We start from the raw sequence: 22,063 nt of genomic DNA on the forward strand, positions 1-22,063 counted from the left end.
AGAGCGGCCGGCGAATGCCAGCCGTCCTCCTGCACCGCCGTCTTACCGGAGATAATCCGGCAGTTCTTCCTTCATAAGCTCTTCCTCATCCTCCAGCGCCTCGAATTCCGCCATGGCGCTCACACGGCCGGACAGCGGTTCACCGTCGCTCACCTTCTGGATATTGCCCAGCGAAGCCGCAACGCCGCGGTTGCCATTGGCATTGAACGGATAAAAGTTCACCGACACGATACAGTAACAGCCGGAGTATACCTCAGACGGGTCTGTAATCGGCTGGACACGGCGGTCTACGATGCCCGGCTTCTCTTTGTTGTTGGCGTTGATGAAATACGCATTTGCATATGCCTCGTCATCCGGGCGGTCAATATCGCCGTCGCGCAGCGGCAGTTTGAGGTTTGCGGGAATCTTGCCGTTCCACTTTCCCTTGCCGTTTTCCTTGGCGGTCTGAACCGCTTCGTGAATGGCGCGCAATGTCTGCTTGTCCTCCTTGGAGATAATCAGGGATACGGAATACTTCTCATCCGAGCCGTTGATTGACTTCGGTTCCCAGATATTTGCAAACGAAATGCGGCAGGGAATGTGTACGCGGGTTGCGTTGTTGTTCTGATTGTTTGCCATAATAAACTCCTTTTCGTGATTTAATCCAGTGCCGTAAATTCATCCGGCGCCGCAGTTACGTTGACCTCCGGACGCTTGTCTGTCTCCGGCACGAGTGTCAGCTTTCCCGGCGGACGGCAGACCAGACCGCCCAGAATCTCCTGAAATTTCTTCTTTCCCATAAGTTTTTCAAACTCCGTGAGTGAGATCAGGCTTTTTTTATAAATATCAAGATAGCCTGCGGCGACAGCTACCTGTTCCACTTGCTTCTCGTCTGTAAATCGTCTGACCGAGCGCCCTTCCACGACTTTATAGCCCTTCCAGATGACGCCGTGCTGAATCGCTTCCTCCGACACATAAGCAAAAACCTCGTCAATCCACTTGGAAATGCGGCTGAGCATCGGCAGAAGCGCTTCTATCTCGCTGTGATCCAGCGTGGCGGGATTCTTAAATCGCACATTGGGGACAGCATCGGTTTTGTCTGTGCCGTCCAGCTCGCAGAATTCCTTCTGTGCCAGATGCAGTGCTTCCTTCGCACGGGCAACGCAGTGCGCCTGATGGCGGCAGAATCTACAGTGTTCGCCGGAGACCAGCTTGCCTTTTCCCTGATATGCCAGCGCGGCTCTGGGCTTGACATACGTATCGCCCCACCGGATTAACTCCTCTACGGAACAGGTATAAGTCGCCACATTCTCCACCCGCGGCTGTACGATGGAAAGCGCCACCTGCTGAATGTCATACATCCATGAACAGGCATTCAGTGCGCCGAGCCCGTACAGCATCAGCTGTGGATTTTCCCGAACCTCCACATACTGGAATCCGGTCTTGAAGTCGATGACATGCATCGTTCCGTCTGCGGCAATGATGCAGTCGGCTGTGCCGAAGCCGTCGGGGGCATAGTTGGAATAATCCAGCTGTTTCTCGACCATCACCATCGGCACCGGGCAGGTCTTTTTGACTTCCTCCAGCGTGTCCGCAAAGAAATGGAGGTACACATCGGTGTAGTGTTCGATCTCCTCCGTGTAGAACTCCGACTGCGGGCGCGGCATCCGCCCATGCAGATAGTGCTTCACCTTGTACTCGCACAGTTCATGTGCGGCGGTGCCCTCCTCCGCATAGCGCGTGGATGTGTCCGGATAGTGCTCCTCCAGCCGTGCGGATGGCGTACAGTTCAGCCATCTGTGGCTGGAGGATGCGGATAACAGTGCATGTTTTCCCATTTTGCCCTCTGTCACAGCCGGTTGAAGTCATAGAGAAACGCTTCGTATTTCTCCGGCGGGAGCGCTGAAAGCGAGCTCGCCCCGTGCTTGTTCAGCAGTGCCTTTACCTTGTCTGCGGGAATTCGGGCTGTCGGGTCGGTGACCTTCGACTGAATGGTGTAAAGGAATTCCTGCTTGGTCATCTGCTTTTTCGGTTCGGCTTGCTCCACGGCAGTTTCCGGAGCATCCTCCCAGGGCGGTGTGTTACTGTCCGGCTGTTCCGCCGGGACAATCGGGGCAGGGCCCTGCGCCGCCGTTTCCAGCAGTTTCGCCTGTTCTGCCATCGCGTCAAAGATCATTGCATAGCCCTTAAACACCATGTTCAGACCGCCCGCCAGTTTTGCCGAATCAAAGGTTCCTGTTTTATCAGACATTTTTGTTTTCCTCCGTTGCTTCGCAGGATATCCTGCGTCCGAAAATGGTTGGTTTATCCGTCAGATGTGCTGTCATCCGGCATTTCCTTCACGCTGAAGCTGTCCACCATCCTGCCCGGCAGAATGATAACAAACTGCTGTTTTTTCCCGAATAAAGCGTTCAGAAACCGATTGCGGAGCGTGATGCGTCTGGCTGTCAGCACCGGCTCACCCGAATTGCCGGGCGTGTTGATGTCCACATGGAATTTCCTGTTCATATCGCTGACCTCCTTCCCGTTGGATTTGAGGGAGTTGTCCCCATTCACCTGCTGTCGTGGGAAATCGGAAATAACAGGCAGTCACAGAAAAATTTTTTAAAAAAGTTTCCGCATTCGCTTCAGCGCCGCACGCAGGGCATCGGTCACCGACTGCTGGCGGATGCCCAATGCGTCCGCAATCTGTTGCTGTGTCAGCTGTTCAAAGAAATACAGCTTCACAATCTGGCGCTGTCGGTCAGTCAAACAGCCCAGCAATTCCGCAATGCTGTCCTGCCGAACCATGCGCTCCAGCACATCATCTTCTGTCTGATTTTCGAGCTGTTCCCACGGGTCAGTGCCATCTTCATATGCATACTGCCGGTTTCCCGTGCGGTCACCTTTCCGGTTCATATTGTTTTCCGCGGCCCGCTCTTCGCCCCGGAGCGCCACGACCACGCTCCATTCCATTTGCTCCAGCGTTTCCGCAGAAATGGTATGCTTCTCCCGCAGACCGTCTTTTCCGCCATCAAAGGTATATGTATACGAACCGCATTCCGCCAGATTGACCACCGTAGAACCGGTCACGCTTTTGTAGGTGACAAACCCGCTGGGATATACCGCCATGCTTCCGTCTGCACTGACTGCCACAGGTTCTTCGTTTTCCCGGAGATATTTCGGCGTAGGCTTGTTTTTCCCAATAGTACTCCTGACCATGGAGCGCAGTGTTTTAAAGGTGATGTGCTCGTTTTTGCTGTTTCTGTTCATGATTCTCTGTCCTTTCCGCTCTGCATGCGGTTAGGGCAAAGAATCCTCCTGCCAATAAAAAACGGCCCTATGTGAAGTACACACAGAGCCACCGGGTCGATATCTGTCTTAAAAATGAGCGCAACAGGCTGAGGGTACTTCCTGCGGTCTGTACACGGTTGATTGTCAAATCATTCCGTGTTCCAGAACCGTATGAGATATCCTTTGCCCTATTGCAACTCAGGCACGATATTTTGTTTTATTCTGTTGATTGGTTTGCTTGTCTTATTGAAAACAAAAAAAGAGCCGCATGATTGCCCACCTGTTCCGTAAACAACAGCCTGAAAAGACTGTCTGGTTAGTTTTACGGCTTAGGAAGTCATCGCAATCATGCGGCCCCTTATAGCACAGCTACATCAGCTCGCTCTATTCTTTTTTCGTTTCCGGTTACGAAATCCTGCGAAAGGATACTCTGCGCATGGAAAGAACATCGAAAACGGTCTCCTTCCCGCACACCTTGCACTTTGTCTGTACATGCCCGCGGGTATCCTCGAATACCCGGATGGATTTGCTGTTGCAGTACGGACACTTGATAAATCTGGATTTCTGTTCTGCGACTTCGTCGCTGGAGCATCGGATTTTCTGCATCATCTCCGGCGTAAGCGGCTTAAACGTCCTCCTCATCGTTCCACACCTCCAATGTTCCCTGATATTCCGTATATGGTTTGTCCAGTAAATATCCCAGCTGACGCAGCCGGATTTCCAGCGCACTGCGGGATACTTCCAGAATTTCACAAATGTTCTTCATCACCCAGTAATCATGGTAAGAAAATGCGTGTTCATAGCAGATCAGCTTCCTGCCACAGGCATATTTCCGCATACAGCCTGCAATGACTGCTTTTGGCATCAGCAGTGCCGCACCCAGTGCATTTGCCTGCCATTCATTCCAGTCCTCCTGTGATTTGAGATCACGGAGGGAGTATGTACGCTTTTGTACCTCCGGTGTCGGATTGTCGGCATTCTCATACCGATGGAGAATCTGATGGGCACATTCATGTGCCAGTGTAAACCGCCGGCGGCCCAACTGCTGTTTTTTATCCAACAACAGTCGTTCCTCCAACAGGACAGTATCCGCAGGCAGTGAAATGACCTGTGTTTTTCCATGACAGAGCAATTCCAGCTCCACCGGCGAAAAGGTGGTTGCTCCCAGAATGCTGAAATCGTCAGACAATCGTTCATATCGAATCGTCAAGCCCAAAAAGCTCCGCGCAAGACGTTCCACATCAATGGCATCCAGTGTGATCCGTCCCGGTTTAAATTCCCTGAGGATGGAATCAGCAATCACATCCAAATCCTGATACGATAAAATCATAAGCACACATCCCTTCTCTGAGTCAATAAAAGCAACTGAGTTACATACTCTTGAAAAAATTTCTTCGTATTCATCTCTGTCTCTTGACAAAACATGAAATTTAACGTATAATATATGTAAATCAATCGCTTGTTATAGCCTGATTATAGGCAGTTTAATTTCATTTGTCAATAGTGTTTTTGGAAATAATATGCAATTTAATTGTACAAAGAGGTGACCAACATGAAATTCGGGGAAAAGCTGAAGTACCTTCGCACCGAAAAAAAACTGACGCAGGCAGACCTTGCCAAAGCCGTCGGAGTCAGCCTCCGAACCTATGCCAGCTATGAACAGGAGGGTCGCTACCCGCGCAAGCGTGAGCTGTATGGCAAGCTGGCGGAACAGCTCGGCTGTGATACCAATTATCTGCTGACCGAAGACGAGGAATTTGTATCCCAGGCCGGTGCGCAATATGGAAGCCGCGGCAGACAGCAGGCAGAACAACTGGTTGCCGAATTGTCCGGCATGTTTGCAGGCGGTGAGCTTTCCGATGCAGATAGGGATGCGGTCATGATTGCCCTGCAGAAGGCCTACTTCGACTGTAAAGAGGACAACAAAAAATACACCCCCAAGAAATATCGCAAAGACAGCATTTTCGACTGAATCAGTCACAAACAACTGCAATACGTTCAGGAGGTGTAGATTTTGGATTCCTATTCAGTTTTCAAACAGGCGAACAGCCTTGTCCGGCAATGTGGGACAAGAGACCCGCTTAGAATTGCCAAAGAGATCGGAATTAAAATTTATTATGAGGATGCGTTTACCGATCTCTTGGGGATGTATACGTTCCGCTGGAATCATCGCATGATGTTTCTCAATCCCAAAATGGATACACGGCTTCGCCAGATGGTCGCGGCACATGAAATCGGGCATGATTGCAGGCATCGTGATCTGGCAAAAGGCGGTGCCCTGCAGGAATTTGTCCTGTTCAACATGAAGGACACAACAGAATATGAGGCAAATGCCTTTGCCTCCCATATTCTTCTGGACAGCGATCAGGTGTATTCACTGGCACGGGAAGGCTATGACGTCGTACAGCTTTCTCAGATGCTGGGATCAAATGTCAATCTCATGCTGATTAAGCTACAAGAATTAAACCATCTCGACTATCATTTCAAAATTCCCTATACACCAGACAGCCGCTTTTTCCGCAATATCAAGGGCAGTGAATTGCCGGAAGAATTTATTGAGTGACAATACGTCGGATTTGGTTCTGCAGATCGGCATATTGTCTCTGCTGTCGCTTTATCTGTTTTCGCCGGGAGGAGGCGTTTTCTTTTCCGCTATGAATCGAACATTTGTTTGTATTGATCTCAAAAGTTTCTATGCTTCTGTGGAATGCGTGGAACGGAGGCTTGATCCATTGACCACAAACCTCGTCGTAGCTGACCCGGAACGAGGGGAAAAGACAATCTGCCTTGCGGTCTCCCCTTCCATGAAAAAGCTCGGTGTGCATAACCGTTGCCGTGTATTTGAGATACCGAAACATATCGAATATATCATGGCACCGCCGCGAATGCAGCTCTATATCGATTATTCTGCCAACATCTACACGGTTTATCTGAAATACGTTTCAAAAGAGGATATTCATGTCTACAGTATCGATGAGGTTTTCATGGATGTAACCCATTATCTTGTCTTTCACCGTATGACTGCAAAGCAGCTGGCAGTTGCCATCATGGATGATGTGCTGCAAACCACAGGTATTACAGCCACAGCAGGCATCGGAACAAATTTATATCTGGCAAAAATCGCAATGGATATCATGGCAAAGCATTCAGATGACCACATCGGAATCCTGACAGAGCAAACCTATCGGGAACAGCTCTGGAATCACAGACCACTGACTGATTTCTGGCGCATCGGCAAAGGAATTTCTGCCAAACTGGAACGCAATGGGATGTGGACGATGGGCGACATCGCACAGATGTCCGAGTTCAACGAAGACCTGCTGTATCGCCTGTTCGGTGTGGACGCCGAGCTGCTGATTGACCATGCATGGGGCCGGGAACCCACCACCATCGCAGATATCAAAGCGTACAAGCCGCAGTCTCACTCCATATCCAGCGGGCAGGTTCTTCCCCGAAACTACAGCTTCGACGAAGGTCGGCTGATTGTCCATGAAATGACAGACTTGCTCGTTCTCGATCTAGTTGATAAAGGTCTGGCTACGGAATCCGTCACACTCCAGCTGGGATACGACAACCATCTGGAACTGAAGTCAGGACACGGCAGCATTCACCTCGGTACGCCGACCAGTTCTACAACTAAAATTATGTACGCAGTAGACAACCTGTACAGCAGAATTATGAGCCGAACCGCTCCCCTTCGACGGATCAATCTTACCTTCAACAATATATCCGAAGAAACTTTCCAGCAGTGTGACCTGTTTTCCGATCCCATTAAGCTGGAACGGGAGCGAAACATGCAACTGGCTGTGTTGAACATCAAAAAACGGTATGGAAAAAACGCCATCCTGAAAGGGATGAATCTGCAGGCCGCTGCCACAACAATGGATCGGAACCGCCAGATCGGTGGGCACAAGGCATAACGCGATTGACATGGAGGAAATTATGAAATCACATGCAAAAATGAGCCGTTTAGACCGTGCAAAACAGTTCTCCCCCTTCGCCGCACTCAAAGGATATGAAACTGCGCTCCGGGTTAAAGAGAAAGTGCTTGTTCCACGCATCGAACTATCCGAGGAAGCACAGGCCGAATTAGACCGAAAACTTCACATGATTGCAAAAGGCGATTTGGTCACAGTCAATTATTTCCATCGCTTTGCCAGCTCTGATGTCGGAGAATATTTGCAGATCACCGGAAGGGTTTCAAGGCTGGAGCCTGAAAGGAGGATTCTTCAAATTGCGAATACCACCATATCTATTAACGATATTCGTAGTCTCAAAAGTGAACTCTTCTTTCCGCTGGAATGTCGACACGCATAAAAATATGCCTGTATTTTCCTGATGCTAACCACAGTAGAGTAATATCAGTATATGTAAAATCCTGTACTGACTGCAGTTACCACTCAATCTCCTCCGGATATTCCAGTCTGGAATCATGGAGAGAATAAATATCTGTGTTATACTCTTTCGCTGCAGCATGCAAATCTCTTAATAACGTATAATATGCCTGTGGTGCTTTCACCAATCGTTTCGCAATATTACGTAGTTTATCTTTGCGTTTTTCCAACGGTGCTTTCAATAATTCTATGTTGCATTTATCAATATACTGTGTCGCATAGCAGGCATAACTATCATAAGAATTCTCCCATGAACGAATGATCTTTTCTAATTCAAGGCCACCGATTACTTCACCTAACGCCTGCCAGACTCCCGCAGCAAACTGATTCAGATATGCCTTATCATGAACATAATCAGAGTACGGCGGCAAATGTTCTCCCTCTTTCATATTCTTCGATTCATAAAACTTCCTTGCACTTGGGAACGCCTGTTGCATAGAGACAGCAGCAAAAATTGCCAGTGGAAACAGCACATTTACACTGTAATAAACATTATTGGTTGGAGTAATCATTTTATGCCATCGCATTATTTCCTGATTCATTCCATTTTCAACCGTAAAAATATCGCGATCGCCCATATAAGCATGACGAATACCATAGCAAATCGCCAGCAGAGTATTCCTCACTCCATAATATGCAGAAGTCGGATCATCTACTATCCCTGTTATACGGTAGATAGATTCCGTAAGCTCATAGAAATCCTGTAAGTCTCCTTGAATGGTAACACCGGTCAGGTGCTCTGTTGGCTTGAATCGCAACATAATATTTTCTCCTCATATTTATATCAATAAATTCAGACTGAATCATTCTGGTATCCATTTACCCAAGGACAATCCAAAATGTAAGTTTGACATTAATCGTTCAAGTCAGCCTGTGGAATTGTCAAGAAAAGTGCAGTCTAAAAACTCACAAATTTTAAGCAGCAGATGAATGATACATATTGTGGTAATGTGTCTTATAAACAGCGGGTGGAAGTCCTAAGGGATTCGACGTATATACTCGCTTCCGATTATAGTAGATAAACACATATCGAAAGATAATAGATTTAACCTCCGCCATTGGCATTCGGTAAGTAGGAATTCTATAGAGCAGTTCCTTCTTCAAAGTTGCGAAAAAGCTTTCCATTCGGGCGTTATCGTAGCAGTGTGCCACACCGCTTAAGCTCTGCAGCATACCATATTCAGAGAGTTTTTTCTTGAACGCCTCGCTGGTATACTGGCTTCCGCGATCGCTATGAAGTATCGCGCCTCGAATCGGATACCAGCAGGCAACTGCCTTGAGTGTATTGATACAGAGTTCTTTTCGCATATTGTCATCCATCTGAAGAGAAAGAATCTCACCGTTAAAGCAATCCATAATCGGGGAAATATAGAGTTTTCCGTCCAGGCAGCCGATCTGCGTGATATCCGCCAGTAGTTTTTGATACGGAGCATCAGCCTGAAAATCCTGCTTGATCAGATTTTCCTTCTCTTGAATTTCGGTGGCAGCGTGTGTTAAACCATGTGGACGTCTGGGTCTGCCGTGAATCAGACCTTTTTCGTGCACAATTCGCCTGATTCTACGTTTTCCTGTGTGGAATCTGTTCTGCGCCAAAGCAAGCTGCATTCGTTTCACTCCATAATTGTCATTATAATCGGATTCATTCATAATCCTGTCTATTGCCGCCGAAAGAAGCGCGTGCTTAGACGGCTTACTGAGATTCTTCAGATATCGATAATATCCGGATTCGCTTACATGAAGAATTCTGCATAATAGTTCCACACTCCACTCTTTATGTGAATCTGTCTGTATAGAGTGGATAAAGCGGTATCGCTCATGCGCTTTGACTTCTTTCGGCGCGCTGCGAAAAAAACAAGAGCCTCCTGAAGTATATCGTTAGCTCGTTGGAGCTCTTTGACTTCCTTCTCCAGTTCAAGCATTCTTCGTTCCTGCTCGCTTGCCGTCAGCTGTTTATGTCCACTTCCTACAAATGCCTGATCTCCGTATTTCTTTCGCTTACCTCGCCAGGTTGTGACTGTATTGTAGGGGATTCCAAGCTGGTCCGCCGCCTTCTTTGCTCCGATTTCATCTGAGAGCTTCAATGCTTCTTCTTTAAAATGTTTGTCGTAGCTTCTTGCCATGATTTCTCACCGTTCCTTTGTTCAAATTCGACTTTTCCTAACTGATTTTGTTTAGAATTTATTCTCTGCCGAGTATGTAAATCCTTTGATTATTTGATATATCCATATTATCCTGCCTATATAAGCTAATGTTATCATTTTGTTATCGGTATTGATAACACTTGCTCAGTAGCTGTGGATAATAGTTATATGCTATGGCTTAAATTATAAGCGAGTTTTTTTTGTTTTTTAAATTCTATACCGACCAGTACAACAGATAGCACAAACGCTGAAAAATCAGCAACAGGCCCCGCTAGCAATACTCCCATAATTCCGAAACGAAGCGGGAGCAGCAGGGTAAGCGGAATCAAGAAAAAGGTCTGCCTTGTTAATGCCAACAGAGCACCTTTTAACGCTTTTCCTATTGCGGTAAAAAAGTCGGAAGAAAGCAACTGCACACCATTTACCAACACCATGAAAATATAGGTACGCATGAACAAAACAGCAAATTCAAAATACAGCTCGTCCCCGTCTCCGAATAGTGAAATGATAGATCGCGGGAAAAATTGAAATGCGATAAAAGCAATAGTGGAAACAACAAGATTCCACTTTATTGCAAGCATGTAAGCCTCCCGTACCCGATGATATTGCCTTGCTCCATAGTTGAAACCGATAATCGGCTGCATCCCTTGCGAGATTCCTGTAACAATCGCAAGGATTATGGCATTTGTTTTCATAACAATTCCGCAAGCTGCCAAGGGAATATCCGTTCCATATTTTGTTAATGCGCCGTAATAAGTCAACGAATTGTACTGAATGATTTGAATCACGGTAATTGCAATCTGATTTGAGCAGCTGCTTATCCCCATGCTGCAAATTTTCAGGCTTTCTTTAATGTCAAATAAAAACGACTTTTTTTCAAAATGGATTGTTTGGAAACGCCATAGATAACGGAGTGCGAGTGTGAAAGAAAAAATTTGCCCAATAACCGTTGCCCAAGCTCCGCCGGCAATTCCCCAATCGCAAACAAAAATAAAAATGGGGTCAAGAATGGTATTGATAATAGCTCCCACAACCATGCAGGCCATTGAATACTTTGGTTTTCCATCTGCTCGAATCAAATTGCTCATACCATTCGTTACAATGAGAAACGGCATTCCAATCAATGTTATGCTGGCATACTGCTTTGCATATGGAAATACAGCTGTCGTTGCCCCAAATGCCTTTAGGAGCAAAGGCAGAAAAGTTTCTCCAACCAGCAAATAAATAATTCCGAAAATTCCCATCAGAACAATACCATTTCCCGCTGCTTTGGCGGCAGCTTTCGGCTCTTTGCATCCAAGACAGAGGGAAACACGGGAAGAACTGCCAATTCCGACCAGTAGTGCAATGGCAAGGCAGATGGTAGAAAACGGGTAGGCAACATTGGTTGCTGCATTTCCCAAATAACCGACCCCTTGACCAATAAAAATCTGATCCACAATATTGTAGATTGAACCGACAAGAGACGCCACAATACTGGGAACAGCAAAATTTTTCAACAGCTTTGGAATTTTTTCATAGCCCAGAGGATTTTCAGTCATTGAACTCCTCCCCCTTTCTCTCTATATGGAGTTCCGATGTGATATTTCTGCCCGCCTGTATTAAGAAATCCATAAAAAGGTTCTGCTCGGATTCGCTCATACCCTGCAATAAAAGAGCTTCTGTCTTTTCGCATATCATCTGTATCTCGTCAATAATAGACAATGCTCTTTCTGTAGGATACAATTTACATGTCCGCTTATCATTATCATTGGGAGAACGTGTAATCATTCCCTGCTTTTCCAATGTCGCAACCGTCCGTACAATATTGCTTGGATGAACATAGAACATATTCAACAAAGAATCTTGTAGAATACCGGGCGAACGACAGATTTTGATTAAGAACATATATTGACTGTTGTTGATTCCATAGGGGGCAAGTTGCTTGTCCAAATAGATTTTGTAAAATCGGTCTGTTACTGAAAGCCATTTTAATAGTTTCATAGATATATTCCTCCTAACCACCAGTATTATAACACAATATGCGTGCGCACGCAACCACCTTTTAACATTATATCTGCCGCTTTGTCCTCCTAAACACAAATCAATTCTACATCTATAATCTCTACTGCTCTGCTACGAATATTATTCATTTTCCCGACCCATTCAAGCTGATTTTCTGCCTTTAGCTGTTCTGTCACGCCCTCACATTCTGCCATCTGTTTTACCAGCCGAGAAAACATTTCCTCTGCCTGTCGATCAATATCAGCAAGGTAACTGTTCAGTTTTCCGCTTGTCAACAAATTAGAATAAAACAGCCGTTTATGCTCTTTCAAGTAGCGTTTATGCCGCTGTCCCCATATGTAAAAACCGGCGTCGGTTTGCCACCTGCACGGAAAAAACTTGCCACCCTGCCGGACTTTTCTTTCCACCTCGCCGGAGGTTCGGCCACACCCAACCGTATTTGAGCCCTACTTTTCTGGAGTGGAGCTACGCTTCATCGCAATCTGCCGAGACCAGCAAAACCAGTCTCAGCAGATCGGATGGACTTCGTTAAGTCATACACTTGTAAGATTCACCCCGCAGCATCGTCGTATATGTCAACAATGCAACTCTGTTCTGGAGGGATCATCTCATCATGATTTATTATTCAGCACAGTCCTGTGTGGTACTGTTCAGCCCGTGACGTTCGCGCATGGAAATTCGCCCAGCGACCGTCACATCGTAGGCATTATGGATAATACGGTCCATGATTGCTTCAGAAATAGGGCTATCGCTTTCCGGGTCAGGATTGATTCGTCGATACCAACCTTCCGGTTCGTACTGGGTGCAGAGGATCATAGATCTGCTGGGAGTTTGCCCACATCTGGTTTCCATGATTTCCAGTAAATCGTAGCTTTCCTGAGGAGTTAAACAACGGATTAGCCATTCATCGATGATAAGCAGATCACATTTTTTGTAAGATTTCAGTATTTTCTGTAGATCACCGCAGCCTCTGGCAATGCTCAGTTCATCCAGCAATTCTGGCATTCGGATGTACTGCACCGACTTAAATCGGCGGCAGGCAGCATTTCCAAGCGCACAGGCAATGTAAGTTTTTCCGTTTCCAGAGGCCCCTTTTAAAATAATATGGTGACCTTCCTCAATGTACTTACAGGTGGAGAAACGTAATATCTGAGATTTGTCCAATTGGCGGTCTTCATAGTATTCAATCGATTCCACAGCAGCAGAAGGTGCAGAGAAATGAGCATTTCGAATGAATCGATTCACTTTGTTTGTCTGGCGACGATTCCATTCGGCTGTCACAAGCAGCCCCAGGCGGTCTTCAAATCCGAGTTCCCGGTAGGACGCATCAGTCAACTGACGCTCCAATTCAGCGGCCATAGCGCTCATTTTCATACCTTTCAGCATATCAACAGTTGCCTGAGAGATCACTTTTGCTCACCTGCCTTGCGGAAGTAAGCGGCGCCACGGGTTATTCCATAGCTATTGAGTGAGGTTGGTTTGGGTTCTGCTTTTCTTAGTTCCAGTTTGTCCTGTCCGTTTTTCAAAATGCTGCTAATATTGCGTACAGAGGGCGTGGAACTGTAAGATAGAATCCGTCTGCAGGCATTCTCCAGCCGGGAATCGCCGTAGCGATTCGCTAGTTTAGTCAGACTTGCACAGGCCTTGTAGCCCTGTTCAGGAACCTTTCCTGAAGTCAGAAAATGCTGGATAACTTTGGTGGTCATAGGCCCTACGGCAGTTGCCCATTTGGTAAAGGTTTCTGCGTTGTAGTTCAGGTATTTCCGATGTTCCGGAGGCATATGCTCTGGCTTCACAATTGGATCATGTTGTCTTGTCTGAAAACGGCGGTGAGCTGCTACACGACTGCCGTGGTAGAATACTTCAATCATTGTGCTGGTTGTGCGAATATCCACCTGTTCTCCAATCAAATTGGATGGAACAGAATATTTATTACGGCCATCCGAGATGAGATAGTCCACACCGACCTTTGATACAGACCAGACTGCCGGTTCAAAATCACTGGCAGGAAGGGGCAGCATATATGCTTTTTCTTCTTCCTGATAGGCACTGCGCCGAGTACCGACTCTCTGCTTAAACTTGCGGTCATTCAATTCATCAAGTTTCTGTGCAACCGCATCCTTAACCTCAATGATAGAGAAGAATTTCTGATCACGCAGTGCAGCAATGATCCACGTTTCGGCAAATCGAACAGAACCTTCTGCATGACTCTTATCTTTAGGCTTGCGAACCCGAGCAGGAACAATCGCTGTGCCATAGTGCTCTGCCAGCTCTTGATAGCTGCGGTTCAGAATCGTATCATATCGAGTATTGGAAATCGTTGCAGTTTTGCAATTGTCCGAAATTAACAGCCGAGTAACACCGCCAAAATAGTTGTAGGCATGTACATGACACAGTAACCAGTTTTCCATCTTCATATCTGAGCAGGCTTCCGCATATATCATGCAACTGCAGGGCAGCACAGCAACAAACAGATAGGCTGCTGTTTCTTCGCCCGTTACCGGATCAAATACTGGAATTGTATCACCAGCCCAATCAACCTCCATAGCATCACCTGGCTTATGTTGGATACGCATAGTTGCCTTGGTCACCTTGGCCCATTTGCGGTATTTCTCACTGAATTGCGTACTCATATAGGGCGTTTGACCATTTTCATAGCACTTCTGACAGTATTCTTCCCAGAGCAGCGTCATGGTAACACCAGTTTTTGCTAACTCTTTATGGATGTATACATAATCTGGCTCAACGTACATGTTGACAGTTCTGTACTTGTCCGGAAAAAGTAACAATTCAAGCTCCTGATTTGTTATCTCTGGGTCGATAGGCCAGTGTATACCAACACGATCTGCCGCCGCAAAGATAGCTTTCGATTTCTCTCTTGAAACGAGCTTATCGCGTTCCATTTGCCTTTGACTGCACCCCATACTACGACGCCTGAGGATTTCTCTGTAATCCATATTTTGGACCTCCTATGATGAAGTCACATGACAATATCATGCGCTGACTTCATTATAGAATATCATCCCACAAGTGGAAAACAACTGCGGTAAGGTGGCTGGATTTCTCCGGAGAGGTGGCAGAAAAAGTCCGTGCAGATGGCAAGGTGCAGCCGGTATTTACAAGCCAGATCGGAGAATTTCGCAGATCGGGGATATCAGGATAAATATTGAGGATATTTATGATGTAAAAAAGTAAGTAATTTATTCAATTTAGCAGCTTATAATGGGATATTCCCCGAAATTCCCGACGCTGACAATCTTGGTAAATATCGTTTATTTCGTTTTCCTTTTGACGTAGTTAAATACCCCACTTGTTAAATAGTATATGATACTATCTAACAAATAGGGTACAGTTCAAATTAGCGATTAGTGGCTCTCTGCAATCTATTTTTCACTAAAATAGATATGCTTATAATCCCAACAATTGTTTTTTCTTCGCATCAAATTCTTCTTCTGTGATAATACCTTGATCCAGCAGCTGTTTGAACTTTTCGATTTCATCTGCGGCTGAGAAACTTTCCTTGATCACAACAGTATCTGCTTGCTTGTAGGCCTGTACATTACCCATTGCTTCAATGAGAACTTTCTTAAAAGGTTTAAGAAATGCATTTGTATTGTAAATAGCTAATGAAGTTGAGGAAGTGGATATTAACATTTTTGTTTCAAGAAGATTAAGGCCAGCGTGAAGACTAAACCCAGTATTATTTGTATCGGTTATAGAATTGATATCAGAAAGATTCATAGATATAGACGATGATAAACCAGCTTCTCTGGAAGCAAAGAGAACACGTTTATCAGTAATAACTACAACTCCAGTATCTCTGCCTTTATGCGTAAAAGATTTTCCTTTGAATCTTCCGGATGGTTCTCCGATAGATGCAAATGTATCGAGTGCTCCAATAATTGTTTCATCGTTTCTAACCATTGAAGCAACTGCTTTTATGCTTCCACCAGAAAGCGGGCCCACTTTCATTCCAGAAAATGGACCCATATCGACTCCTGTTGATTTAAGTTTTCTTTTAATTTCAGCAGCAGCATTTGAAGCAACAATTCGATCCGATGCATTTTCTGTAATTTGTGCGTGTATCTCATCAGAGGATTTATTATCATTTTTACAGGTAGAAATCATGCCTTTGACGCCAAGCGATTGAAAGCATTTTTGACAATAGACTTTATCCTTGATAGTCATTGGAAATATGGTTCTTTTTCCACAAGCAGAACAAACGGGCATTGAAACTCTCTCCTTTATCTATATAAAATACTGATTATATGATAATACAAAATGATGGTATAAGCAATAGTTGTTGTTGAATAATCCGGCACCCGTGTCGCTGCTGTCCGGCGACAGGAAACCGCAAATCCGTTTTTAAGGAAACCGCCATTCCGGTGGTGGAAACCCCTACCATAAATCCCTTAGAATGTAATCATGCACTGTTTAGTGTAAATACATTCTAAGGAGGTCATGACTATGACCAAATATCGAGAGATCCTTAGACTTAAAAGTTTAGGTCTCAGCCAACAGAACATTGCTGACAGCTGCAATGTATCCAAGAAAACTGTCAATCGTGTTCTAAAGCGCGCCGAAGAGTTAGATATTTCCTGGCCGCTTGACGAAAACGATACTGATGCTGTCCTCGCAGAAAAGCTATTTCCCTCTGCGAAGCAAGTCACCTCTCACAAAAGAGAACCTGACTACGCTTACATCCGCAAGGAGCTGCTCCGTAATGGAGTCACTAAGAAGCTCCTGTGGACCGAATACATGGAGGACTGCCGAGCTAACGGTGAAGAACCACTTATGTATTCCCAGTTCTGCTATCACATCCAGCAGGATGAGCAGAAACATCGTGCAACCATGCATATCAACCGGAAGCCCGGAGAGCAGGTTGAGGTTGACTGGGCAGGAGATCCTGCAATAATGATTGACCCGGATACCGGGGAAACCATGAAAGCGTACATTTTTGTAGGTGTAATGACATACAGTCAGTACACCTATGTTGAAGCCTTTCTGGATATGAAGCAAAAATCATGGATCACTGCTCATGTCCACATGTACGAATTCTTTGGCGGAGTTGCCAGGATTCTCGTATCGGACAACTGCAAAACAGCTGTTGTTCACAATGGTGGTTTTAAAGGCCAGCAGATCAATGAAACTTATCAGGAAATGGCTGAACACTACGGTACTGCTATTATTCCGGCACGTATCAGAGCACCCAAGGATAAGCCGAATGCTGAAGGAACGGTAGGAAATATATCTACCTGGATTACAGCAGCACTTCGGGATGAACAGTTCTTCTCCCTTGCCGAATTAAACCGCGCAATCAGAGATAAGCTGGAACTGTTTAACCAAAGGCTCTTTCAAAAGAAAGAGGGTAGTCGGCGAAGCTTATTTCTTGGGGAAGAAAAACCATTGTTGGCACCATTACCTGCTACCCGTTTTGAACTGAGCGACTGGAAAACAGCCACTGTTCAGTTCCATTATCACATATCTGTGGACAGAATGCTATACTCCGTTCCATATGAATACATCAAAAAGAAAGTTGATGTAAAGATAACAGATACCACTATTGAGATTTTTTATAACCATAACCGCATTGCTTCCCATCGCCGCCTGAAAGGGCGTCCCGGGCAGTACAGCACCATTACAGAGCATATGCCGGAAGATCACCAGAAATATCTGGAATGGAACGGCGACCGATTCCGTAAATGGGCTGAGCGGATTGGTATAAATACATACACTGCAGTCAACGCGATATTAACCTTCAAAGGTGTGGAACAGCAGACCTATCGGAGTTGTTTGGGACTTCTAAAGCTTGCTGAGAAGTATTCAGATTCATTGCTTGAAGCTGCCTGTAAAAAGGCATTATCCTATACAGCATCGCCAAGTTATAAGAGTATCAAAAACATCCTTGTAACCAGTTCTGAAAAACTGATATCGGAAACACCCGATACCAGGACTTGTAGTGGTATATTAAATTTGTAACGCTTCCGTCTAATAGGTTATAATGACTATTAGGAAAGGAAGAAAGACATGCAACAGATTACCACAGAAACACGGAAAAAAGTTGTCCGGCAGCATATTCAGGATGGCAGAACACTTGCCAGCCTGGCTGCTGAATATGGCGTATCTAAAGCTACTATTTCTAATTGGGTACGTGCATACCGCGAAGAATGCCAAACAAATGACGAAGCCATGAATCAATATGAACTGATGCAGGAGATTCGTCGTCTCCGTCAGGAAAAAGCTGAACTTGAAAAGGAAAATCAGTTCCTAAAAAAAGCAGCGGCATTCTTTGCGAAGGAAATCGATTAGTGGCTTATCGATTTATTGAAGAAAATCAGAATGAATTTGGACTCAGGTGGTTATTGTCTCATATGAAAATCTGTCCGAATGCTTATTATAACTATCTAAAGCATTCTAAGGCTGCATATTTGGAAAAGAAACAGTTTATCTGTAACGAGATAAGAAATATCTATCATGAACTGGGTGGCATAATCGGTCATCGTCCTATGAGAGTATTTCTTTCCAGAAAAGATATCCGTCTCAGCAAAACTACAGTTTATAAGTATATGAACAAAGAGCTCAAGCTGCAGTGTGTCTGTCGGCGAAAGAAACCTGGATATAAAAAGGGGCATGCTCATAAAATATTTCCAAATCTTCTTGAGCAAAACTTCAGAGTTGAAAAGATCAATCAGGTCTGGTGTACAGACTTTACATATTTATTTCTTACCAATGGTACTACGCGCTTTAATTGTACAATCATTGATTTATACGACAGGAGTGTCGTCGCCAGTGAAAATGGAAAATGGATGACCAGCGAGCTTGCAATTCGCACCCTTAAAAAGGCTTTAAAAGCAACCGGTTGTATCGCTCAGAATTTAATATTGCATTCTGATCAGGGGAGTCAGTTTACATCTCTGGAATTTATTTTATTCTGTCAGGATCATGGCATCACTCAGAGTATGAGTCATGCCGGTTGTCCGTATGATAATGCACCGATGGAGCGTTATTATAATACATTGAAGCAGGAGCTAATCAGAGCCTGTGAAAAAATCTCTGTAAAAGTCGCCAAAGATAGTCTTTTATGATATGATCAATTCACAGGAGGTCGATTTTATGCCTAGAGGAAAGAAGAAACCAGCACATCGTGTCCAGATGACCGATGGTAAGCGTGCTATCATCCAGGGATTACTTGAGGAATACGATATTCAGACCGCTGAAGATATTCAGGACGCACTCAAGGATCTGCTTGGTGGCACAATCAAAGAAATGATGGAATCAGAAATGGATGCGCATCTCGGCTACTCGAAATCTGAACGCACGCATGATGAAGAGAGTGATCGAAACTATCGCAACGGATACAAATCCAAAGAAGTGAATTCCAGCTATGGCAGCTTGGATATCAATGTGCCGCAGGATCGTAAATCAACTTTCCAGCCTAAGGTAGTCAAAAAACGTCAGAAGGATATTTCTTCTATTGATCAGAAAATTATCTCCATGTATGCAAAGGGAATGACTACGCGCCAGATATCTGAAACTTTGGAGGAAATCTACGGATTTGAAGCCTCTGAAGGATTTATTTCAGACGTTACAGATAAGATTCTGCCGCAGATTGAAGAATGGCAGAATCGCCCTCTCGACGAGGTTTATCCGGTACTGTTTATTGATGCAATCCATTACTCCGTTCGTGACAATGGTATCATCCGGAAGCTTGCGGCATATGTCATTCTTGGCATCAACACTGAAGGTAAGAAAGAAGTGTTGATGATTGAAGTCGGTGACAACGAAAGCGCAAAGTATTGGCTTTCTGTTATGAATGGCCTTAAAAACCGAGGTGTGAAGGACGTGCTTATCATCTGCGCTGATGGTCTGACCGGCATCGGAGAAGCCATTGGAACCGCCTTTCCTAAGACAGAATACCAGCGCTGCATCGTTCATCAGGTCCGCAATACGCTCAAGTATGTAGCGGACAAGGATAGAAAACTGTTCTCGGCTGATCTGAAGAAGATTTATTCAGCGCCGACCGAGGCCAAAGCTCAGGAAATCCGCGATAATGTTGCAGAAAAATGGGACGAAAAATACCCCCGTGCTATGAAATCCTGGTTCACAAACTGGGATGCTCTGACGCCAATTTTCAAGTTCTCTGCGGACGTCAGAACCGTCATTTACACAACGAATGCTATTGAGAGCCTGAATTCTACTTACCGCAAGCTGAATCGCCAGAGAAGTGTATTTCCGAGCGATCAGGCGCTGCTGAAAGCCCTTTATCTGGCAACATTCGAAGCCACTAAAAAGTGGAAGATGCCGATTCGAAACTGGGGAAAAGTCTATGGAGAACTGGCCATCATGTACGAAGGTCGTCTGCCCGAATAACAAAAGCCTTTATGCCAACGGAAATATTTTCCTGCTATCGCAGGCACCGAGATCTACGTACACCCTTTTGTTAATCATTAAGCATGAGCTGACAGCAGTTTCTGCTGTCAGCCACAACCAATCTTTAGCATAGAAGGCTATTTACAGAAAAGTTTTCACACTCCCGCTAATTCAATCAGTATTATTTCCATACAGATCAGGAATTGGATCATGCTGTTCAGGAGTTTGCATATCTATGGTACAACCAGATTCGGCCTCACTCATATCATGATTACATGACACCATTTGAGAAGCGATATGGATTGATATAATTAGGTGGTGGCGTTACAAAAATGCTTGACCACAACACTCATCGTTTAATCTTTTCTTTTAATTTATTGACCACTCGTTGTGAAAATTCTCTAATAATTAAGAATTCTTTTTTTCGATAAAAACACAACAAGAAAACCACATTAGGTATTATACAGCAAATCAAAAACTTTACCACAACAGTTGCAAGCAGCGAAAGTCGAACAAACGAGCAACTCCAGTAACATATTCCTCCGGTTAGTACAAGGATTATGGCATAATACAAATATCGAAAGAAATATAGCGATGCTTTTTCGCCAAATCCATATTTAAAGACAGCATACGGATCATACCAAGTGTTTGTAAAAGCTCTAGATATTGCTGTAGCGAATAGAATACCAAAAAGCCCCCATACTTTTCCAAGCCATATTGAACAAACAAGATTAATTATAGCGGTTAAAATTAATAGATATCTCCCTGGCCTAAACAAGCCCATTGTATTTTTATAAGTCCATACTGCATTTTGCATACCTACCATATAAAAGTTCAATGCAATTACGAAAGGGATAGTAATTGGTAAAATATAGTTTTGGCCAAACATAAGATGCACCATATCTGTAGAACAAACAAAGATTCCAATTGCAGACCAGCCAAAAAGCCAAAAATTTGCTAAATTGATTGCGTAGAACATATCCATTTTCTTTTCTTTACTCTCAATTGCATTCATATTTCCTACGCTAGCCGTAATTCCACTAAACAATTGATTAAGTAAGGAGTTGATTGTAGTTGAAAGCAACGTATAGTTCGATGATAATCCAACCGCCGTCAGTCCACTAAAGTATGTAATGATAATATTATCTGTACTATTGACGAGCAAACCCGAAAGTTTCCAAATAATCAACGCTTGGATATTCTTTATCAGTCCAAACTTTTCTTCTTTTTCCAAAGGTTTAATGTTTTTTTTAGCGATATATGGGAATTTTTTTGCTGCAATATGCGAAATTACAATATTATAGATCAAAGTCCCTATTGTTTGAATAATTAAATATCCTAGGTAATTATGAGTTGCTATCAACCAAATCATTTGTATAACACTTTCTAGAATAGTTATTGCATAATTAAGCCCAATCACTAAATAATTCTGCTGTGCTGCCGTTAACAGAGAGCTTCTATAACTAAAAAAATAGCTACTTGCTGTGTTGAAAAGAAAAATTACATAAATCAGATAGATATTCTCATGAATTGAGGGCACGTCATGAATCAACAGGCGAAGAAATGGCATTAATAAAACACCCAGTATTCCAATTAATACTCCAACTGCCTGATAGCATTTTCCGTAAAATTTAACCAGAGATGCTATTTTTTCATGATTCTGCTTTGCTAATGGCTTATACAAAGCATAAACAATTGCACTGCCAATTCCTAATTCGGCTAGGCTAAGCATAGATAAGATGTTTGTAAACAGTCCACTAACCCCTAGATACTCGCTCACAAGTGTATGGGTAAAAACTATTCGACAGATTAAACCTAGGAGGGTATTCACCGCATAGCCTCCTAGGCCTGTCACAATATTTATAATCGAATATTCTGTTCTTGTTTTCTTTCCCATGTCAA

The 22,063-nt window shown here is 44.4% G+C and carries 25 protein-coding genes; 8 read left to right on the top strand and 17 right to left on the bottom strand.

Going from position 1 to position 22,063, the window contains the following annotated elements:
* Positions 1 to 42 precede the first annotated feature (42 nt).
* The 7 genes from ACLM7Z_RS11630 to ACLM7Z_RS11660 all read right to left on the bottom strand — a co-directional run bounded on the left by ACLM7Z_RS11630 (position 43) and on the right by ACLM7Z_RS11660 (position 4,582).
* Complete coding sequence (locus ACLM7Z_RS11630) at positions 43 to 618, bottom strand: DUF2815 family protein (protein WP_435645129.1); 576 nt, start codon at positions 616 to 618, stop codon at positions 43 to 45.
* A gap of 20 nt (positions 619 to 638) precedes the next feature.
* Positions 639 to 1,817 carry a DUF2800 domain-containing protein gene (locus ACLM7Z_RS11635; protein WP_435645130.1) on the bottom strand — a complete coding sequence of 393 codons (1,179 nt, stop codon included), beginning with the start codon at positions 1,815 to 1,817 and terminating at the stop codon, positions 639 to 641.
* 11 nt (positions 1,818 to 1,828) lie between these two features.
* Positions 1,829 to 2,230 carry a hypothetical protein gene (locus tag ACLM7Z_RS11640; protein WP_435645131.1) on the bottom strand — a complete coding sequence of 134 codons (402 nt, stop codon included), beginning with the start codon at positions 2,228 to 2,230 and terminating at the stop codon, positions 1,829 to 1,831.
* Between the two features lie 53 nt (positions 2,231 to 2,283).
* On the bottom strand, positions 2,284 to 2,487 hold the full coding sequence (locus tag ACLM7Z_RS11645; protein WP_435645132.1) for a hypothetical protein: 204 nt from the start codon (positions 2,485 to 2,487) through the stop codon (positions 2,284 to 2,286).
* A gap of 96 nt (positions 2,488 to 2,583) precedes the next feature.
* Entirely contained in the window at positions 2,584 to 3,231 is a 648-nt protein-coding gene (locus ACLM7Z_RS11650) for a sigma-70 family RNA polymerase sigma factor (protein WP_435645133.1), read from the bottom strand.
* 426 nt (positions 3,232 to 3,657) lie between these two features.
* Complete coding sequence (locus ACLM7Z_RS11655) at positions 3,658 to 3,894, bottom strand: hypothetical protein (protein WP_435645134.1); 237 nt, start codon at positions 3,892 to 3,894, stop codon at positions 3,658 to 3,660.
* The gene (locus ACLM7Z_RS11660) at positions 3,878 to 4,582 is read right to left on the bottom strand and encodes an ImmA/IrrE family metallo-endopeptidase (protein WP_435645135.1); all 705 of its coding nucleotides are present in this window, start codon (positions 4,580 to 4,582) and stop codon (positions 3,878 to 3,880) included. Before ACLM7Z_RS11660 ends, ACLM7Z_RS11655 begins: the two co-directional genes overlap by 17 nt.
* A gap of 222 nt (positions 4,583 to 4,804) precedes the next feature.
* Here ACLM7Z_RS11660 and ACLM7Z_RS11665 point away from each other — a divergent pair, with 222 nt between their 5' ends.
* From ACLM7Z_RS11665 to ACLM7Z_RS11680, 4 genes are all read left to right on the top strand, one after another.
* Complete coding sequence (locus ACLM7Z_RS11665) at positions 4,805 to 5,224, top strand: helix-turn-helix domain-containing protein (RefSeq protein WP_435645136.1); 420 nt, start codon at positions 4,805 to 4,807, stop codon at positions 5,222 to 5,224.
* Positions 5,225 to 5,266: 42 nt separating this feature from the next.
* The gene (locus ACLM7Z_RS11670) at positions 5,267 to 5,815 is read left to right on the top strand and encodes an ImmA/IrrE family metallo-endopeptidase (RefSeq protein WP_242969775.1); all 549 of its coding nucleotides are present in this window, start codon (positions 5,267 to 5,269) and stop codon (positions 5,813 to 5,815) included.
* A 91-nt stretch (positions 5,816 to 5,906) separates the two neighbouring features.
* Entirely contained in the window at positions 5,907 to 7,172 is a 1,266-nt protein-coding gene (locus ACLM7Z_RS11675) for a DinB/UmuC family translesion DNA polymerase (protein WP_435645137.1), read from the top strand.
* A gap of 22 nt (positions 7,173 to 7,194) precedes the next feature.
* A complete protein-coding gene (locus ACLM7Z_RS11680) occupies positions 7,195 to 7,569 on the top strand; it encodes a YolD-like family protein (protein ID WP_435645138.1) in 375 nt (124 codons plus the stop codon).
* A gap of 76 nt (positions 7,570 to 7,645) precedes the next feature.
* Here ACLM7Z_RS11680 and ACLM7Z_RS11685 read toward each other — a convergent pair whose 3' ends face one another.
* The 9 genes from ACLM7Z_RS11685 to ACLM7Z_RS11725 form a co-directional block, all read right to left on the bottom strand.
* Positions 7,646 to 8,407 (bottom strand): DUF6904 family protein, encoded by a 762-nt coding sequence (locus tag ACLM7Z_RS11685; RefSeq protein WP_435645139.1) that lies wholly within the window; start codon positions 8,405 to 8,407, stop codon positions 7,646 to 7,648.
* A gap of 154 nt (positions 8,408 to 8,561) precedes the next feature.
* Complete coding sequence (locus tag ACLM7Z_RS11690; RefSeq protein WP_087018025.1) at positions 8,562 to 9,407, bottom strand: IS3 family transposase; 846 nt, start codon at positions 9,405 to 9,407, stop codon at positions 8,562 to 8,564.
* On the bottom strand, positions 9,377 to 9,766 hold the full coding sequence (locus ACLM7Z_RS11695) for a transposase (protein ID WP_242969782.1): 390 nt from the start codon (positions 9,764 to 9,766) through the stop codon (positions 9,377 to 9,379). Before ACLM7Z_RS11695 ends, ACLM7Z_RS11690 begins: the two co-directional genes overlap by 31 nt.
* A gap of 185 nt (positions 9,767 to 9,951) precedes the next feature.
* A complete protein-coding gene (locus ACLM7Z_RS11700) occupies positions 9,952 to 11,328 on the bottom strand; it encodes an MATE family efflux transporter (RefSeq protein WP_087018023.1) in 1,377 nt (458 codons plus the stop codon).
* The gene (locus ACLM7Z_RS11705; RefSeq protein ID WP_087018021.1) at positions 11,321 to 11,770 is read right to left on the bottom strand and encodes a MarR family winged helix-turn-helix transcriptional regulator; all 450 of its coding nucleotides are present in this window, start codon (positions 11,768 to 11,770) and stop codon (positions 11,321 to 11,323) included. Before ACLM7Z_RS11705 ends, ACLM7Z_RS11700 begins: the two co-directional genes overlap by 8 nt.
* An 89-nt stretch (positions 11,771 to 11,859) precedes the next feature.
* Positions 11,860 to 12,198 carry a TnpV protein gene (locus tag ACLM7Z_RS11710; RefSeq protein ID WP_435645140.1) on the bottom strand — a complete coding sequence of 113 codons (339 nt, stop codon included), beginning with the start codon at positions 12,196 to 12,198 and terminating at the stop codon, positions 11,860 to 11,862.
* Positions 12,199 to 12,412: 214 nt separating this feature from the next.
* Entirely contained in the window at positions 12,413 to 13,201 is a 789-nt protein-coding gene (locus ACLM7Z_RS11715) for an ATP-binding protein (protein ID WP_435645141.1), read from the bottom strand.
* Entirely contained in the window at positions 13,198 to 14,748 is a 1,551-nt protein-coding gene (gene istA, locus ACLM7Z_RS11720; RefSeq protein WP_435645142.1) for an IS21 family transposase, read from the bottom strand. Before istA (ACLM7Z_RS11720) ends, ACLM7Z_RS11715 begins: the two co-directional genes overlap by 4 nt.
* 451 nt (positions 14,749 to 15,199) lie before the next feature.
* Complete coding sequence (locus ACLM7Z_RS11725) at positions 15,200 to 16,021, bottom strand: SHOCT domain-containing protein (protein ID WP_435645143.1); 822 nt, start codon at positions 16,019 to 16,021, stop codon at positions 15,200 to 15,202.
* Between the two features lie 237 nt (positions 16,022 to 16,258).
* Between ACLM7Z_RS11725 and istA (ACLM7Z_RS11730) the strand changes: the two genes are divergently transcribed.
* The 4 genes from istA (ACLM7Z_RS11730) to ACLM7Z_RS11745 all read left to right on the top strand — a co-directional run bounded on the left by istA (ACLM7Z_RS11730) (position 16,259) and on the right by ACLM7Z_RS11745 (position 20,161).
* Positions 16,259 to 17,770 (top strand): IS21 family transposase, encoded by a 1,512-nt coding sequence (gene istA, locus ACLM7Z_RS11730; protein WP_435645144.1) that lies wholly within the window; start codon positions 16,259 to 16,261, stop codon positions 17,768 to 17,770.
* Positions 17,771 to 17,818: 48 nt separating this feature from the next.
* Entirely contained in the window at positions 17,819 to 18,100 is a 282-nt protein-coding gene (locus ACLM7Z_RS11735; protein ID WP_435645145.1) for a transposase, read from the top strand.
* Positions 18,100 to 18,876: an IS3 family transposase gene (locus tag ACLM7Z_RS11740; RefSeq protein ID WP_435645146.1), complete on the top strand. Its 777-nt coding sequence runs from the start codon at positions 18,100 to 18,102 to the stop codon at positions 18,874 to 18,876. Before ACLM7Z_RS11735 ends, ACLM7Z_RS11740 begins: the two co-directional genes overlap by 1 nt.
* A 67-nt stretch (positions 18,877 to 18,943) precedes the next feature.
* Positions 18,944 to 20,161 carry an IS256 family transposase gene (locus ACLM7Z_RS11745; protein ID WP_435645775.1) on the top strand — a complete coding sequence of 406 codons (1,218 nt, stop codon included), beginning with the start codon at positions 18,944 to 18,946 and terminating at the stop codon, positions 20,159 to 20,161.
* A 349-nt stretch (positions 20,162 to 20,510) separates the two neighbouring features.
* Here the strand turns inward: ACLM7Z_RS11745 and ACLM7Z_RS11750 are convergent, their stop codons facing one another.
* A complete protein-coding gene (locus ACLM7Z_RS11750; protein ID WP_435645147.1) occupies positions 20,511 to 22,058 on the bottom strand; it encodes a lipopolysaccharide biosynthesis protein in 1,548 nt (515 codons plus the stop codon).
* Positions 22,059 to 22,063: the final 5 nt, after the last annotated feature.

The sequence above is a fragment of the Butyricicoccus porcorum genome (assembly GCF_051246315.1).
Lineage (GTDB): Bacteria > Bacillota > Clostridia > Oscillospirales > Butyricicoccaceae > Butyricicoccus_A > Butyricicoccus_A porcorum.